The sequence below is a fragment of the Corynebacterium axilliensis genome (genome assembly GCF_046097495.1).
In the GTDB taxonomy this organism is placed as follows: domain Bacteria; phylum Actinomycetota; class Actinomycetes; order Mycobacteriales; family Mycobacteriaceae; genus Corynebacterium.
This window is the reverse complement of sequence record NZ_CP175768.1, coordinates 1,399,434-1,414,837: the sequence shown is the minus strand read 5'-3', so window position 1 is coordinate 1,414,837 and position 15,404 is coordinate 1,399,434. Positions and strand designations below refer to the sequence as shown.

Below are 15,404 nucleotides of genomic sequence, written 5' to 3'. Positions count from 1 at the left end.
TCAGGCTAGGCACTGCCGTGACGAAGCGGGAGAGCGCACAAACCGAGCGGGGTTACAATAAATGAATGTACCCCATGCGAAATAATGGTAGCGATGGATTTTTTCCAGTTCGGCGCGGCTACGTTCCCGACGCGCTTACAGTTGATGCAGTGCTTGGCGTAGCTCGGTATGGGGGTATGAATAAGGCCGCTCAACACTTGGGGGTCTCCCAGCAAGTGGTGAGTACGCGTATTTCAAAACTTGAAAAGCGCTTAGGTCAACGCATTTTTTGGCGAGGAGCCTCAGGTAGCTTCCCCACGGAGGCGGGGAGCCGGATCATTCGTGTGCTCGAAGGTCTGCACGGTGCCCTGGACGACTGTGCGCGGGGTCTCGAGATTGCCGTAGGCGGAAGTCCCACCGAGGAAGTCAAATTAGTGGTTTCTCATACGATCGCCGAAGTGGACTATCCTCGCTGGGCTGCAGCCTATCAGCGTGCTTACCCGCATACCCATTTGCACATGCGTCAGCTCAACAGCCGGGAGGCGCAGAATCACATTGTTCAAGGCAATGCCGAACTAGCCATTGTTGAAGGCAACTGGGTGGCGCATGAGCTCCATCAGCGTGTGGTCGGGCATGATGAGTTGGTCGTGGTTGTCCCTGCTGCACATCGCTGGGCCGAAACGAATGCTCCCCGTCAATCAGGTGGTACTGAAGTTTCCACATCGGTCCCTGAGATAGCGGCGGTGACTAAAGAGGAGTTGCAATCCACGCCTCTGGTGTTGCGTGAGCAAGGAAGCGGAACCCGCGAAGTTGTCACTAATGTGCTGGGGACGCTCGCCTCGCCGGCGGGAGAGTTCGGCTCTCTGGGCGCGCAACGTACCGCCATTGGTGCTTTAGGAGCTCCTGGAATAATTGCACGACGTGCGGTCGCGTCCCAGCTGCAGACGGGTGAGTATGTAGAAGTACCGGTGGCTGGTATTAGTTTTGACCGTCCGCTACGAGCCGTGTGGAGCTCACAGAACCGACTTTCCGATCCCGCCCAGCAGTTCCTGCGTTTTCTCGTGGACTATGCGGAAGGGGCGAGGGCCTAGCCCAGGGGACTCGAAGTCAGGCCAGGATAGGTAAAAACCAGGGAACGCACCCCGCGAGCGGGGTGCGTTCTGAACGGTGGGAACGTTGCTTACGTGTGGAGCGGATCCACACCGGCCTCGTTCAGCATCGGAATGTTGTGAACCTCGGACGGGACGCCGAAGGCATCCACGAGCACGACGGACCACGGGGCCAGCGAATCGACGAGGTCATTGATGGCGGCGCGAGCGGCCTTGATGCGGCCGGCCGGGATGAGGTTGTGCTCCTGGTACCAGCCGGCGTGCTGCACGATGGTGTCGAAGACGAAGAGGTGGCGCAACTGCTCGAAGACCTGGCGAGCCATCGAACCCTCCTCGAGGCGCTCCTCTGCCTCAATCATGGCCTGCACGAGCAAGGTGTCCACGCGGGCCCAGCCGGCGGCGATGAGGTGGTCCTGGCACTGGTCCACGATGGCGGCGGCCTGGACCTTATCCGCCTTGCGCGCCGGCTGGATGCGGCGGACGAGGGAGTAGAGGACGGACTGGGCGCGGTCGTCGATAAGCTTGGCCTGGTACGTGGCATCGAACAGCGATGCTTCCGACGGGTTCACGCGGTCCACCAGGCCCTGCAGGCGGGTGGTGAAGCCGTAGCGGCGGCGCACCACGTCGGTGGCGGTAGAGGCCGCGTACTTCACGGTGTCCCACGGGCTCATGTCGTTCATCTCGCGGCCGTAGGCGGTGAGCAGGTTCTTGCCCACCATCTGGATGAGGACGGTGTTGTCGCCCTCGAAGGTAGCGAACACGTCGGCGTCCGCACGGTAGGTGGTCAGGCGGTTCTCGGACATGTAGCCGGCGCCGCCGCAGGCCTCGCGGCACTCCTGGATGGTGCGGTTGGCGTGCTGTGTCTGGGCGGACTTGATGGCGGCAGCCAGCGATTCCATCTCGCGGGAGGCGAACTTCTGCTCCTCGGTCGGCTCCGTGACAGACCAGGTGCCGGCTTCGTGCTGGTCGTTCTGCTCCTGATAGCGCTCCAGAATTTGGTTGTACAGCAGGTGCAGTGCGTAGGTGCGGGCCAGCGGGATGAGAAGGCGGCGGCGGTGCTGGCGGTGCTCGATGAGACGCTTCTCCGCGCCGGTTGCGCCCTCGAACTGGCGGCGGCGGTTGGCGTAGCGGATGGCGATGTCGAGGGAAGCCTCGGTGGCAGCACCGGCGGCGCCGGAGACGCCGATGCGGCCGCGGATGAGGGTGCCCAGCATGGTGAAGAAGCGGGCGTTCTTGGACTCGATGGGGGAGGAGTACTTGCCGTTCTCATCGACGTCTGCGAAGCGGTTGAGCAGGTTCTCACGCGGGACGCGGACGTGGTCGAAGCGCAGGGTGCCATTGTCGACGCCTACGAGGCCGCCCTTGTGGCCGTGGTCGCCCAAGGTAACGCCCGGTAGCTCGTTGCCGTTCTCATCGCGGATGGGCACGATGATGGCGTGGACGCCGTGAGAGCGGCCCTCGTTGCCCGGGGTGATCAGCTGGGTGAAGACGACGGCGGCGCGGCCATCTTTGGCGGCGTTGCCGATGTAGTTCTTCACCGCGGTATCGGAGGGGGCGTTAATGACGAACTCGTCGGTCTCCGGATCGTAGGTGGCCGTGGTCTCCAGGGATTGCACGTCGGAGCCGTGGCCGCGCTCGGTCATGGCGAAGCAGCCGGGGAGTTCCAGGTTTGCGGCCTTCTTGACCCACTCGATGTGGCGCTCGGTGCCGAGCTGGTCCAGAGCACCTCCCCACAGGCCCCACTGCACGCCGGACTTGATGGCCAGTGAGCCATCAACCCAGGCCAGGCCCTCGAGCGTGAAGGTTGCCAGGTTCGGCTTGCCCTCGCCGCCGTGGGCGCGGCGCAGGCCGTAAGTGAAACCGCCGAAGTCACGGACCTTGGTCAGGTTGTTGAAGGTGTGCTCGCGCTGCTGCTCCAGGGACAGCTCCGGGTGTGGGAAGAGCTCCGGGTTGTTGAGGAAGGAGCGCAGGTCGTCGCGGAAGGAGGCATTGGGGCCGTCGAGAAGCGCGCCCAGCTCCGTCGCCACGCCGGGCTTCGCTGTGGTGGGCAGGCGGCGGGGACTGCGGGCTTCAGCTTTGGGAGCCTTGGGAGACTCTGCCTCGCGGGTGGTGTCGAAAGACTTGGAGAGTGCCATGGTGGTTTCCTTTTTCGTTGCGTTCTGGGGAGTTCTGTCGAGTGAGGTCTGCTTAGCGCTCGACGATGGCCGCGACGCCTTGGCCGCCGGCGGCGCAGATGGAGATGAGGGCGCGGCCACCGCCGTTTTCTTCGAGGATCTTGGCGGCGGTGGCCAGGATGCGCGTGCCAGTTGCGGCGAACGGGTGCCCGGCGGCCAGGGAGGAACCCTTGACGTTGAGCTTGGAGCGGTCGATGGGGCCGAGCGCGCCGGGCAGGCCCAGGCGTTCGCGGCAGTAGGTCTCGTCCTCCCAGGCGGACAGGGTGGCCACGACCTGGGAGGCGAAAGCCTCGTGAATCTCGTAGAAGTCGAAGTCCTGCAGGGAGAGGTGGTTGCGCTCCAGCAGGCGTGGGACGGCGTAGGTCGGTGCCATGAGCAGGCCGTCCGGGCCGTGGACGAAGTCGACAGCGGCGGTTTCGGAGTCTACGAGGAATGCACGCGGCTCGAGGTTGTGCTCGGCGGCCCACTCCTCGGAGCCGAGGAGGGCGACCGAGGCGCCGTCGGTCAGCGGCGTGGAGTTGCCCGCCGTCATGGTGGCCTGGGCGCCGTGCTGCTCCGCGTCGCGCTTGCCGAAGACCGGCTTGAGCTTGGCCAGGGACTCCAGGGAGGAGTCCGGGCGCAGGTTGGTATCGCGGTTGACGCCGAGGAAGCCGGTGGTCAGGTCGGTGAAGAAGCCCTCCTCCCAGGCCTTGTGGAGGTTCTGGTGGGAGGCCAAGGCGAGCTCGTCCTGGGCCTCGCGCGACACGTGCATCTCGCGCGCGGTGATGGCGGCGTGCTCACCCATGGACAGGCCGGTGCGCGGCTCGCCGTTCTGCGGCTGTTCCGGAGCGAGCTGGGAGGGGCGGATGGAGCCGATGAGCTGTGCGCGCTGCGCAGCGGTCTTCGCGCGGGTCAGGCCCAGCAGGGTGCGGCGCAGGGTGTCGTTGACGGCTAGCGGAGCATCGGACGTGGTGTCCGTGCCGCCGGCGATGCCGGCGGAGATGCGGCCCTGTGCAATGGCATCACCCACGTGGATAGCGGCGGCCAGCGAGGTGCAGCAGGCCTGCTGGACGTCGAGCGCCGGGGTGCGGGAGTCCAGAGCGGAGCCGAGGACGGTCTCACGGGTGAGGTTGAAGTCGCGCGAGTGCTTGAGCACCGCGCCGGCCGCCACGAGGCCGAGGCGTTCGTCGTGCAACCCGTAGCGCGCGACCAGGCCGTCGAGCGCGCTGGTGAGCATGTCCTGGTTGGACGCGTGTGCGTACTGCTTGTTGGAGCGGGCAAACGGGATTCGGTTGCCGCCCAGAATGGCTACGCGGTGCTGGGGGGTGGTCATTAAGGCTCCTTCGCAAGTGGTTCAGCGCGAATCGTCTCGGTGGGAGGGGGTAGTGAACCCCGTTGAGAGTTTCGCATCACAACTAAAGTGATAGTGTTAGTTCTATCACTCAATTAACTAACCTTGCAACCAGGGCAACAAAGCTCGCAAGGTTGTGAAGATTCAAGAAAGGATTGCGACCACACATGCCGCACGTCACCCTCGCTGAGAAGCTCATTAACTCCCCGCTTGCCGCCAAGGCGGGTGTGCCGCAGGGCTACCCCCTCCGCCGTCACCAGGCAGGTGAACCGGCGCTCGACGGCCCCATCGTCATCGGCGGTGTCGGCACCGCCCGCGTGGCCGAGTACCTGCGCTCCCAGCTGGCCGTGGACTACCAGATCATCGACACCACGGCGGAGGCCAAGCGCGCCGCCTTGGTCTTCGACGCCACCGGCCTGGAGACCCCGGAGCAGCTGCGCGAGCTCTATGACTTCTTCCACCCGCAGCTGCGCAGCCTCCTGCCGTGCGCACGCATCGTCGTGGTGGGAACCACCCCCGAGGCCGCCGAGACTATCGACGCCCGCATTGCCGCCCGCGCCCTCGAAGGCTTCACCCGCTCGCTGGCGAAGGAAATGCGCAAGGGCGGCACCGTAAACCTGGTGTGGGCGGACCCGGCCGCCACCGCGGAGGTGGAATCCACCCTGCGCTTCTTCCTCTCCGGTAAATCGGCGTTCGTCGACGGTCAGGTGGTCCGCGTTGCCGCCCACGCGCAGGCGCCTGAAGCTGCCAACTGGGAGAAGCCGCTCGACGGCCGCCTCGCCGTCGTCACTGGCGCCGCCCGCGGTATTGGCGCGACCATTGCGGAGGTGCTCTCCCGCGACGGCGCCGACGTCATTTGTATCGACGTCCCGCAGGCCAGCGAGCATCTGGCCAAGACTGCCAACCAGGTCAAGGGCACCGCGCTGCCGCTCGACGTCACCGACCCGCAGGCCGCCGACAAGATTGCGCAGCATGCGCAGGAGCGTCACGGGCGTGCTATCGACGTCATCGTGCACAACGCCGGCATCACCCGCGATAAGCTGCTGGCCAACATGAACGAGGGGCAGTGGGACGCCGTCCTAGCCGTCAACTTGCTGGCCCCTGTGCGCATCACTGAGAACCTCCTCGAATCCGGTTCTCTTGCGCCGGGCGCGGCCGTCATTGGCGTGTCCTCCATGGCCGGTATTTCCGGCAACCGCGGCCAGACCAACTACGCGACCACCAAGGCGGGCATCATCGGCCTGGTAGATGCCCTCCGTGACGAGCTGGCAGACAACGGATCCACCGTCAATGCCGTGGCCCCGGGCTTCATCGAGACCGCGATGACCGCTGCGATGCCGACCGGCCCGCGCGAGATCGGACGCCGCCTCAACTCCCTGCAGCAGGGCGGCCAGCCGGTGGACGTGGCCGAGACCGTCGCTTTCTTCGCTGCCCCCGCCTCCGCCGCGGTTACCGGCAACACCGTCCGCGTCTGCGGCCAGAACCTCATGGGAGCCTAAATGAACTACACCACCCTCAACGAGATTCCTGACCTGTCCGCCCTCTACCGCACGCTCATGGTGGGTGCGGTCCCGGTGCCGGGGCTGGGTGCGGGGAAGCGCACCACCGCCAATCCGCAGACCGCCTTCCGCGTCGACGGCGTGCACGTGGACGCAGAGCACCTCGCGCGCTACTGCCAGGCCACCGGCCTGCGCCTGGGCAACGAGCTGCCCGCGACCTACCCGTACGCCCTGGCCTTCCCGTTGGCTATTAAGGTCATGGCGGCGAAGGACTTCCCGTTCCCAGCGCTAGGGGTTGTGCACCTTTCTAACCGCATCGAGCAAACGCGACCGCTGCGCGTCGATGACGCACTGGACATCGCAGTCCACGCGGAAAACCTCCGCCCGCACCGCAAGGGCCTGGTCATCGATATGGTGACCACCTACAGCGTGGACGGCGAAGAGATTTGGCGCCAGACCTCTGCTTTTCTGGGCCAGGGCGCGAAGTTCACCAAGGACACCCCGCAGGAGCTCACCACCCGCCCGGAGGCGGAGCGCTTCCTCGACTTCCCGGCGGAACCGGAGGCTGGGGTAGCCCCGACCGCGACACTGAGGTTTAGCCCCGAGGGCACGCGCGTCTACGCCGAGGCCTCCGGGGACAAGAACCCCATTCACGTCTCGAAGGTAGGAGCCAAGCTCTTCGGCTTCCCGGCCACCATCGCGCACGGCATGTACACCCACGCGCGGATGCTGTCCGTGCTCGAGGGCGCCACGCGTGGTGCCACCCGCATCACCGCGGATTTCTACAAGCCAGTCATCCTGCCAGCCACCACAGGCGTGTACGTGGCGCCGGCTGGCGCTAGCGGTGCCGCAGCTAGCTACGCGGGGGCGCGGGAGATGACGCTGCGGAAGGCCAAGGACCCCAGCGCGCTGCACGTGGCTGCCCGCGTGGAGCCTGTGGCCTAGCAGCTCATTAGTCCAGGTGTTGGTGCTTCGGCGCCACCACCAGGGGCTTCGGCGAGTACTTGCCGCGCAGCCCGCGAAGAATACCGGCGTGCTCCCACAGGCGCTTATCCTCCTCGGTGCGGGGGATGAACTGGCGGGCGGCCATCGGCTGCCAGTCGGCGTCCATAGCCATGTAGGAGACTGTGGCGTGGATGGCGGTCTTGAGGTGTTCGCGGCCGCCGCGGGGGTTGCCGGAGCGCACGTGCACCGACATCTGCATCGAGCGAGCGTCGGTGCGCATCATGCGGGCGTCGACCTCGATGAGGTCACCGATGTGGATGGGCTGGTAGAAGCGGATGCCGCCCGCGTACACGGCCACGGTGTGCTCGCCCGACCACTCCATCGTGCAGGCAGAAGCCGCCTCATCGATCCACTCCATGGCCGTGCCGCCGTGGACGTTGCCGCCCCAGTTGACGTCGGTGGGCTTGGCCAGGAAACGGTTGATCATGCGCGGGGCGTCGGAGGGGCCGTCATAAGTCTGCTTTTCCATCTCTTCTTCGATGGCCTTGCGCAGCTCAATGCGGGACTGCGCAGCTTCCCACACGCGCTGATGCTCCGTGGACTCCGGGGTGAGGGCCGGCACCGGCACGGACTTGCCCGTTTCGGTGTCCTTGGCCACGAAGATAACCAGGCAGTCGCAGGCGCGGGTGAAGATGCCGTCGCGCGGGTCGGCGGAGAGCACCTCATTGACGATGTGCATGGAGGAGCGCCCCGTCATCGCGATGCGGGAGCGCACCTCCACGAGGTGGCCGGAGGGGATCGGGCGCGTGAAGTGAATGTGGCCCACGTAGGCTGTCACACAGTAGGTCCCTGACCACTGCACCGCGCAGGCATACGCCGCCTTATCGATCCACTCCAGGACGCGCCCGCCGCCAATGCCTTGGGCGCCGGCGATGGTGAGGTCGGTGGGGGCGGCCATAAAGCGCAGAGTGATGGCCGGGGACTTCCCGGTAGGGACAGTATTCTTTTCTTCCGAAAGGCTTGGTGACATGGATAACAAACTAGCAGGGGGAGTGGTCTAACTATGAAGAAGGCTGTAGACGCCGCCACCACCCGCGCCGCCGTCGAGGCGATTGCGGAGTGGATTCAGCGCCCCGAAGATACAGAAAAACCAGGTCGCGCCGCCCTCGCCCTTGCCACGCGCAGCACCGCCCGCACCCTGGAGGCGGACGCGCCGGGCCACTCGGTGGAGCTGCGGGTCCCCCCATTTGTGGCAGTACAGTGCATCGAGGGGCCGCGCCATACCCGAGGTACCCCACCAAATGTGGTGGAAATGGACCCCCTGACGTGGCTCCAGCTGGCCACGGGGGTACTGGGCTGGGAAGACGCGCTGGCGCGTCCGGGCGTGGAGGTCTCCGGCTCCCGTTCCCAGGAGATCGCCGGGTGGTTGCCCATCATTCCGTTAGTTTTCGCAGACCGGAACCGCTAGGATAAGCGCCGTGGTAGCTGAACACGACCCCAACAAGAGCACACCCCTGTCCACGGATCCCACCCAGGATCCGGAGCCCCGCGAAGAGTGTGGCGTTTTCGGAGTCTGGGCCCCGGGGGAGGAAGTGTCCAAGCTGACGTACTTCGGACTGTTCGCCCTGCAGCACCGTGGTCAGGAGGCCGCGGGTATTGCGGTGGGCGATGAGGACCGCATCGTCGTTTTTAAGGACATGGGGCTGGTCTCCAATGTCTTCGACGAGTCCATTCTGAGCTCGCTCCACGGAAACGTGGCGGTGGGCCACACCCGCTATTCCACCGCGGGCGGCAAGGAATGGTCCAACGTGCAGCCGATGTTCGGCACGTCCCCCAGCGGCGTCGACATTGCCCTGGGGCACAACGGCAACCTGGTGAACTACCTGGAGCTGCGTGCGGAGGCCGTGGAGCGCGGGCTCATCCAACCGCACGAGGAGTCCGTGTCGGACTCGATGTGCCTGTCCATGCTGCTGGCCGACGGCGTCTCGGAGGACACCACCGTCTTCGACTCGGCCCTGCAGTTGCTTCCCGACGTCAAAGGGGCGTTCTGCCTGACCTTTACGGACGGGCACACCCTGTACGCCGCGCGCGACCCGCACGGCGTGCGGCCGCTGTCGCTGGGCCGCCTGAGCACCGGCTGGGTCGTGGCCAGCGAGACTTGCGCGCTCGACATCGTGGGCGCGCAATTCATCCGCGAAATCGAACCCGGCGAGCTCGTCGCCATCGATGAGACCGGTATTCGCTCCGAGCGCTTCGCGGAACCGACCCGCCACGGCTGCGTCTTCGAGTACGTGTACCTGGCCCGCCCGGATACGGACATCAAGGGCCGGTCGGTCAATGCGACGCGAGTGGAAATTGGACGTCGTCTAGCGCGGCAGTACCCGGCACCCGACGCGGACATGGTGATCCCCGTCCCGGAGTCCGGTAACCCCGCCGCCGTGGGCTACGCCCGCGAGTCCGGCCTGACCTTCGCGCATGGCCTGGTGAAGAACGCCTACGTGGGCCGCACCTTCATCCAGCCCACCCAATCCCAGCGCCAGATGGGCATCCGCCTCAAGCTCAACCCGTTGCGCGAGGTCATCGACGGAAAATCCATCGTGGTGGTGGATGATTCCATCGTCCGCGGCAATACGCAGCGCGCGCTCATCCGGATGCTGCGCGAGGCCGGCGCGGCCGAGGTGCACGTGCGCATTGCCTCGCCGCCGGTGAAGTGGCCGTGCTTCTACGGCATCGACTTTGCCTCCCCGGGCGAGCTCATCGCCAACGCCAACCCCTCGGACGACCCGGAGGAGGTGGCGCAGACCATCTGCACCGCCATCGGCGCGGACTCCCTGGGGTTTGTGTCCATCGACGAGATGGTGGCCGCCACCGAGCAGCCGCGCGCCGAGCTGTGCTGCGCCTGCTTCGACGGCAAGTACCCGCTCGGCCTGCCCGCCGGCAACCCCAACGCGGAGGCCGTGCGCACCCTGCAGGGCTCCACTACCCACTAGTTCCCACCCGGATTTCATCACCAGAAGGACCGTGTCACACATGAGCGAAAACACCTACGCAGCAGCAGGCGTCAACATCGAAGAAGGCGACCGCGCCGTAGAGCTAATTACCCCGCACGCCAAGCGCGCCTCCCGCCCGGAGGTCATGGGCGGCCTCGGCGGATTCGCCGGACTGTTCAAGCTGGGGGAGTACAAGGAGCCGGTGCTGGCCGCCGGTTCTGACGGTGTGGGTACCAAGCTGGCCGTGGCCCAGGCGATGGACAAGCACGACACGATTGGCATCGACCTCGTCGCCATGTGCGTCGACGACCTCGTGGTGTGCGGTGCGGAGCCGCTCTTCCTGCAGGACTACATCGCCGTGGGCGAGGTCGTGCCGGAGAAGGTCGCGGACATTGTCAAGGGCATCGCGGAGGGCTGCGTCCAGGCCGGAGCGGCCCTGCTGGGCGGAGAGACCGCCGAGCACCCCGGTGTGATGGGCAAGGATGAGTACGACGTGTCCGCCACCGCGGTGGGCGTTGTCGAGGCCGACGAACTGCTGGGGCCGGACAAGGTGAGCGAGGGTGACGTCCTCATTGCCATGCAGTCCTCCGGCCTGCACTCCAACGGCTACTCCCTGGCGCGCTACGTGCTGCTGGAGCAGGCAGGGCTTCCGCTCGACGGCTACATGGAGGACCTCGGCCGCACGCTGGGAGAGGAACTGCTGGAGCCGACGCGCATCTACGCCAAGGACTGCCTGGCACTGACCTCTGAGTGCGCGGTGTCGACCTTCTGCCACGTCACTGGCGGCGGCTTGGCCGGCAACCTGGAGCGCGTCATTCCGGAGGGCCTGACCGCAGAGGTGAACCGCTCCACCTGGACGCCGGGCCAGATCTTCAAGACCATTTCTTCCGTGGGCAAGGTGGCGCTGGAGGAGATGGAGAAGACCTTCAACATGGGCGTGGGCATGATCGCCGTGGTGGCTCCGGAGGACCGCGAGCGCGCGCTGGCCATGATGGCCGCCCGCCACGTCGAGGCCTGGGAGCTGGGCACGGTCCGCGAGTCCGCCGAGGGCGAGTCCCGCGTTCTCATGACCGGTGAGCACCCCGGATTCTAAGCGCTGACACTACGCCACAGGCCGGCAGCCACTCCCTGAAAGGGGAGGAAGGCTGCCGGCCTGTGTGATGAACGCCCAGAGCGTAAAGCCTCAAGGGCCTAGCGCTCGTCGTCCTTATCCCACTCGTCCGAATCCCACTTATCGGCGTAGTCTGCGTACTCCGAATACGGGTCTTCGTCCTCATCGTGGGAGCGATTCGCGCCCCGGGAATTCTGCGAGGCCAGCTCACGCTGGAGGGAATCCAGATCCATCTCGGGCGAGTTGTACTTCAGCTGGCGTGCAACTTTGGTCTGCTTTGCCTTCGCGCGTCCGCGTCCCATGTGCATGACCCCCTTGAGGTGTGTAGGGCGGACCAGGGATTCTTGGCCGCCCCATCGTCTTAATCAGATATGTGTATGTTCCTGTAAGACACAATAGCCTGTGTGACGAAAAAATTCCGAACTACCCCCTGCAATGGGAGCAAATAGTGCTATACCCCGCGGCGATGGGGGCATGTGCGATTTACCACTACCGGCCGCGCAGGCGGTCCTGAGCGGCGCGCCCGGCCTTCGGGCCTTCATCGACCGGAATCGATTCCGGCTCCACCGACGCCGCCACCGGACCAATGCTCAGAATCTCCCTGTCCCAGCGCACTGCGCTTGACCAGACCAAGTGCTATGGGGCCGAAGTCGCAGTCTTCCACGACCGTGCCCAGGCGGCCTACGCGCCGCCCGCCCAGGGTGATGTCGGCGCCGGACTCCGGGGCCTCAGGAGCCGAGCCGTCCAGATAGAGCAGCACCAGAAGCCGCGGCGAGCGCCCCAGGTTCTCCACGCGGGCCACGGTTTCCTGGCCGCGGTAGCAGCCCTTGTCTAGGTGGACGAAGGCCGGGTGCTCAGGGCTGCGCCGGATCCAGTGCGGTACCTCGTGCGCGATGGCCTTTTCATCCAGGTCCGCGGCCAGCTCCGGCTCGCGGGCCTTGACTCGCTCGGCGGTGTAGGCCAGGAGCCCTGCCAGGGTGCCGCCCTGGGCTTCGAGTTCGTTCACGGCCGCTTCGAGCTTTGCGCGCGGCACGCCGAAGTCCTGGCGCGGGCAGCCCAGCCATTCGACGGTGCGCTGGAAAACGGCCCCAGCGGGTGCCTGCAACGGCGCGCCCAGCACGGTGACGATGGCAATATCGGCTTCCTCCACCGTCACCTGGGACCAGAAGATCATCCGGGTAAGGAACGTCAGGAGTGACTCGAACTGCGCTTCGGGAACGTCGAGGTAGAAGGTGTCTCCCGTGAAGGTGAGGTCCATCTGATGCAGCACGCGGCCCTGCACGTCCAAGTCAAGGGCGCCGGCGCTCAACCCCGCGGGGACGTCGTCCAGCTTCTGGCTGAGCAGGTTGTTGAGGAAGCCTGCAGCGTCCGACCCGGAGACCGCAATGACGCGGCGATGGGAGCGGTCCACGATGGCGGAGGAGGACTCCACGGCGCGCTGTTCCACCAAAGGGTTTCCGTAGTGCCAGGGGACCGATGAGACGTCGACAAGCGTGGCGCCCTGAAACTCAGCGGCGCCGGGGCGGGAAAGTAGCGGCGAAGAATAACTCACGGCTACCGATGGTAAGGCATAATCGGGTACATGAGCTTTCAGCGCAAGAAAGAGCCGGTCATCTACGTGGTAGAGCCCTTTGGGGGATCGGTGCGCAGGCATATGCCGAACCTGCCGCTGGTCTACTGGGACGACGCCGCCGTAACACGCGGAGATGGCATCTTTGAATCCCTGCTGGTGCGCAACGGCAAGGCCGCCAACCTGGAGCGCCACGCTGAGCGCTTCGCGCAGTCCGCCCGCGCACTTGAGCTGCCAGAGCCGCCGCTGCACAAGTGGCGGGAGGCGACCGAGCTGGCCATCGCGGACTTCTTCGCCGGCTCGGCGGCAGATAGAGACGCGCAGGCGGAGGCCAAATGTACATGGACGTACACCCGTGGTCGCGCGGCCACCGGCGTGCCGACCGCCTGGGTTGCGGTGCAGGAGATACCCGCAGACGTCGTGGCGCAGCGAGAATCCGGCGTTAAGGTCATGAGCACGCCGCGTCTGTGGCAGGTGGCGGAAGAACTGCCGGCAAAGACCCTCAACTACGCGGCGACGATGGCCACGCTGCGCCTGGCCCGCGAGCGCGGGTTTGAAGACGTCATCTTCACCGACCCGAAGACCGGCCAGGTGCTGGAAGGAGCTACTTCCACGGTGGTGGCGGTCAAAGGCTCGAAGCTGCGTACCCCGGCAGGCAAGGGAATTCTGCCCGGCACCACGCAGGCAGCGCTCTTTGAATATGCCGCTGAACAGGGATTCCGCTGCAAGGCTAAGGAGCTGACCGTGGAGTACCTGCAGGGCGCGGACTCCGTGTGGCTGGTCTCCTCCGTGCGCACGGCGGTGCGCGTTACCCGCCTGGATGGCGTGAAATTGAAGGCGCCGGCCAACGCGGAGGAGATTCGCGCGCTGATCGACGCCGCACTGGCCCGCTAAATACTCCCCCGAAGAAGTGGGCTAGCCCGCGACGCGGGAGAGCTCGGCGGACATGTAGGGGCGCATTTCGCCGTCGACCAGCCGCTCGTCCACCCAGCCCAGGTTGTTGTTCGGCATCAGACCGTACATGCGCTTGCCCGGGCCCAGGTTGGCCGGGCCGGTCTCGGTGACCATGGTGGAGGCAGATTCCAGCTGCCACGCACGCTCGTTAAAGAGGGAGCCGTAGAAGATCTCGTTGATGCCGTTGGAGGAGGTGTAGGTCATCTCGATCTCGTCCTTGGGTGAGATGCGCCAGAAGCCATTCTCCCGCATGTCTGGGCCGGCCGGGTTGCCCTCGGAGTCGATCTTCCACGTACGGGAGGAGTAGGTGAGGTAGTTCTCGCCATCGTGGGCAATGATGAGCTGTTGGCCAAAGGAGTACTGCTCGCCGTCGGTGCTGTGGGCTTGGCCCTCGCCCTGCCAGACGCCCACGAGGGGGAGGAGTCCCAAAAGGCCGTCATGCAGCGACGGGCCCTGGCGCAGGTTGGCCGTCTCATTCGGGAGGGGATTCTCCGCTACCGCCACGGTCGGGATATTGCGGGAAGCAGCGTCCTTCCACGCCTCGGCGGCCTGGTTGACGGCCTCGTTGCCGTCGATCTTGGTGTTTTCTGGGTGATTTCCATTAGCAGTCTGTTCGCTCATGCTGTCCCAGCGTAGTCGGGGAGAGGACACAGAAACCACCTCGGTTCCAGTATTCTGGGCGCCTATGCGAGTCCTGCTTATTTCTAACCCGAACTCCACGAGCCAGAACTCGGTCCTGTTTCGTCAGGTGCTGCCCGTCATCCGTGACGTGGAGGGGCTCCGCCTGCTGACTCAGTTCACGCACTACCCCGGCCACGCCGAGGACATGGTCCGCGGCATGACCCGCGAGGACTTCGACGTCATTCTGGTATTCGGCGGTGACGGCACCGTCAATGAGATTATCAACGGCCTGCTTGGCCCGGCTAACGCTGAGTCGCGGCCTGCGCCGCAGGACATTCCGGCGCTCGCAGTCGTCCCGACTGGTTCCGCAAACGTCTTCGTGCGCGCGCTGGGCTTCCCCAATACTCCGGTGGAGGCCGCCCACGTGTTGGCACGCATGCTGGAGCGCGACATTCGCCGCGAGGTGTTCCTGGGAACCTGGAACGACCGCTGGTTCGCCGTCAATGCGGGGTTCGGTCTGGACGCCGACGTGCTGGCCCGCGTCGACCGCGCCCGCGAGAAGGGCTTTTCGGCCACACCGTTGCGCTATCTGGCCGTGGCTTTCCAGGCCCTGCAGCGCGCCCGCGTCCACCCGCCGCGGATCTCCGTGCGTGCGGTGTCGCGCTCCGGGGAGACCTTCGAGGCGGAGGACGTGCCGGTCATGTTCACCTCCAACACCAACCCGTGGACCTTCCTGGGCCCACTTCCGGTGGTGACCAATCCGCGCAATTCCTTCGATCAAGGCTTGGGGCTCTTCGGCGTTTCGGACCTCAACGGCCTCGACGGATTGGTGGGCGTGCTGCACCTGTTCGGTGTGGATCACCGCCACTGGCTCAACAAGGTGGCGGACGCGCGGACCTTGCATTTCGAGGACGCGGCGGAAGTGGACCTGAGCTGCCCCAAGCCGCACCGCTTCCAAGCAGATGGAGAATCGGAAGGGAAGTTCACCGACATCCACCTGGAGTCCGTCCCGCAGGCCCTGGAGGTCTTCGCGCCCATTGATCCGCACCCGGCCTCCCAGCGCAGCTTCCGCGCCGTACTGCGAGACTTGGTCCGCATTAATTAGGGCCGCCCGTTAACGCG

13 protein-coding genes and 1 pseudogene are annotated in these 15,404 nt (G+C 65.7%); 8 read left to right on the top strand and 6 right to left on the bottom strand.

From position 1 onward, the window contains the following. Positions 1–65 precede the first annotated feature (65 nt). Positions 66–1,070, top strand: a complete 1,005-nt coding sequence (locus ACKFR8_RS06935; RefSeq protein WP_408929554.1) for a LysR family transcriptional regulator — start codon at positions 66–68, stop codon at positions 1,068–1,070. An 89-nt stretch (positions 1,071–1,159) separates the two neighbouring features. Here the strand turns inward: ACKFR8_RS06935 and ACKFR8_RS06930 are convergent, their stop codons facing one another. Continuing rightward, positions 1,160–3,223 (bottom strand): acyl-CoA dehydrogenase family protein, encoded by a 2,064-nt coding sequence (locus tag ACKFR8_RS06930; RefSeq protein WP_408929553.1) that lies wholly within the window; start codon positions 3,221–3,223, stop codon positions 1,160–1,162. 52 nt (positions 3,224–3,275) lie between these two features. Further along, on the bottom strand, positions 3,276–4,574 hold the full coding sequence (locus ACKFR8_RS06925; protein WP_296132735.1) for an acetyl-CoA C-acetyltransferase: 1,299 nt from the start codon (positions 4,572–4,574) through the stop codon (positions 3,276–3,278). 185 nt (positions 4,575–4,759) lie between these two features. On the opposite strand from ACKFR8_RS06925, the gene ACKFR8_RS06920 reads away from it, so the two are divergent. Further along, complete coding sequence (locus tag ACKFR8_RS06920; RefSeq protein WP_296132737.1) at positions 4,760–6,091, top strand: 3-oxoacyl-ACP reductase; 1,332 nt, start codon at positions 4,760–4,762, stop codon at positions 6,089–6,091. Then, complete coding sequence (locus ACKFR8_RS06915; protein ID WP_408929552.1) at positions 6,092–7,036, top strand: MaoC/PaaZ C-terminal domain-containing protein; 945 nt, start codon at positions 6,092–6,094, stop codon at positions 7,034–7,036. 7 nt (positions 7,037–7,043) lie between these two features. Here ACKFR8_RS06915 and ACKFR8_RS06910 read toward each other — a convergent pair whose 3' ends face one another. Then, positions 7,044–8,066, bottom strand: a complete 1,023-nt coding sequence (locus ACKFR8_RS06910) for an acyl-CoA thioesterase (protein WP_408929551.1) — start codon at positions 8,064–8,066, stop codon at positions 7,044–7,046. Between the two features lie 33 nt (positions 8,067–8,099). Here ACKFR8_RS06910 and ACKFR8_RS06905 point away from each other — a divergent pair, with 33 nt between their 5' ends. The 3 genes from ACKFR8_RS06905 to purM are packed head-to-tail and all read left to right on the top strand — an operon-like array spanning position 8,100 to position 11,119. Beyond that, positions 8,100–8,504: a sterol carrier family protein gene (locus ACKFR8_RS06905; protein WP_408929550.1), complete on the top strand. Its 405-nt coding sequence runs from the start codon at positions 8,100–8,102 to the stop codon at positions 8,502–8,504. 10 nt (positions 8,505–8,514) lie between these two features. After that, the gene (gene purF, locus ACKFR8_RS06900; protein ID WP_408929549.1) at positions 8,515–10,026 is read left to right on the top strand and encodes an amidophosphoribosyltransferase; all 1,512 of its coding nucleotides are present in this window, start codon (positions 8,515–8,517) and stop codon (positions 10,024–10,026) included. A gap of 40 nt (positions 10,027–10,066) precedes the next feature. Then, on the top strand, positions 10,067–11,119 hold the full coding sequence (purM, locus tag ACKFR8_RS06895) for a phosphoribosylformylglycinamidine cyclo-ligase (RefSeq protein WP_408929548.1): 1,053 nt from the start codon (positions 10,067–10,069) through the stop codon (positions 11,117–11,119). 98 nt (positions 11,120–11,217) lie between these two features. Here the strand turns inward: purM and ACKFR8_RS06890 are convergent, their stop codons facing one another. Both ACKFR8_RS06890 and ACKFR8_RS06885 read right to left on the bottom strand, forming a co-directional pair. After that, on the bottom strand, positions 11,218–11,439 hold the full coding sequence (locus ACKFR8_RS06890) for a DUF3073 domain-containing protein (protein ID WP_408929547.1): 222 nt from the start codon (positions 11,437–11,439) through the stop codon (positions 11,218–11,220). A 187-nt stretch (positions 11,440–11,626) separates the two neighbouring features. Continuing rightward, positions 11,627–12,689, bottom strand: a pseudogene (locus tag ACKFR8_RS06885) (YgfZ/GcvT domain-containing protein). Positions 12,690–12,719: 30 nt separating this feature from the next. Between ACKFR8_RS06885 and ACKFR8_RS06880 the strand changes: the two are divergent. Continuing rightward, the gene (locus tag ACKFR8_RS06880) at positions 12,720–13,601 is read left to right on the top strand and encodes an aminodeoxychorismate lyase (RefSeq protein WP_408929546.1); all 882 of its coding nucleotides are present in this window, start codon (positions 12,720–12,722) and stop codon (positions 13,599–13,601) included. Between the two features lie 21 nt (positions 13,602–13,622). Here the strand turns inward: ACKFR8_RS06880 and ACKFR8_RS06875 are convergent, their stop codons facing one another. Beyond that, positions 13,623–14,282, bottom strand: a complete 660-nt coding sequence (locus tag ACKFR8_RS06875; RefSeq protein ID WP_408929545.1) for an FABP family protein — start codon at positions 14,280–14,282, stop codon at positions 13,623–13,625. Positions 14,283–14,346: 64 nt separating this feature from the next. Here ACKFR8_RS06875 and ACKFR8_RS06870 point away from each other — a divergent pair, with 64 nt between their 5' ends. Further along, the gene (locus ACKFR8_RS06870; RefSeq protein ID WP_408929544.1) at positions 14,347–15,387 is read left to right on the top strand and encodes a diacylglycerol/lipid kinase family protein; all 1,041 of its coding nucleotides are present in this window, start codon (positions 14,347–14,349) and stop codon (positions 15,385–15,387) included. Positions 15,388–15,404: the final 17 nt, after the last annotated feature.

Excerpts from the sequence above, each read along its gene's own strand:
- ACKFR8_RS06935 (WP_408929554.1), top strand. The coding sequence starts at position 66 with ATGTACCCCATGCGAAATAATGGTAGCGATGGATTTTTTCCAGTTCGG.
- ACKFR8_RS06930 (WP_408929553.1), bottom strand. The coding sequence starts at position 3,223 with ATGGCACTCTCCAAGTCTTTCGACACCACCCGCGAGGCAGAGTCTCCC.
- ACKFR8_RS06925 (WP_296132735.1), bottom strand. The coding sequence starts at position 4,574 with ATGACCACCCCCCAGCACCGCGTAGCCATTCTGGGCGGCAACCGAATC.
- ACKFR8_RS06920 (WP_296132737.1), top strand. The coding sequence starts at position 4,760 with ATGCCGCACGTCACCCTCGCTGAGAAGCTCATTAACTCCCCGCTTGCC.
- ACKFR8_RS06915 (WP_408929552.1), top strand. The coding sequence starts at position 6,092 with ATGAACTACACCACCCTCAACGAGATTCCTGACCTGTCCGCCCTCTAC.
- ACKFR8_RS06910 (WP_408929551.1), bottom strand. The coding sequence starts at position 8,066 with ATGTCACCAAGCCTTTCGGAAGAAAAGAATACTGTCCCTACCGGGAAG.
- ACKFR8_RS06905 (WP_408929550.1), top strand. The coding sequence starts at position 8,100 with ATGAAGAAGGCTGTAGACGCCGCCACCACCCGCGCCGCCGTCGAGGCG.
- purM (WP_408929548.1), top strand. The coding sequence starts at position 10,067 with ATGAGCGAAAACACCTACGCAGCAGCAGGCGTCAACATCGAAGAAGGC.
- ACKFR8_RS06890 (WP_408929547.1), bottom strand. The coding sequence starts at position 11,439 with ATGGGACGCGGACGCGCGAAGGCAAAGCAGACCAAAGTTGCACGCCAG.
- ACKFR8_RS06880 (WP_408929546.1), top strand. The coding sequence starts at position 12,720 with ATGAGCTTTCAGCGCAAGAAAGAGCCGGTCATCTACGTGGTAGAGCCC.
- ACKFR8_RS06875 (WP_408929545.1), bottom strand. The coding sequence starts at position 14,282 with ATGAGCGAACAGACTGCTAATGGAAATCACCCAGAAAACACCAAGATC.
- ACKFR8_RS06870 (WP_408929544.1), top strand. The coding sequence starts at position 14,347 with ATGCGAGTCCTGCTTATTTCTAACCCGAACTCCACGAGCCAGAACTCG.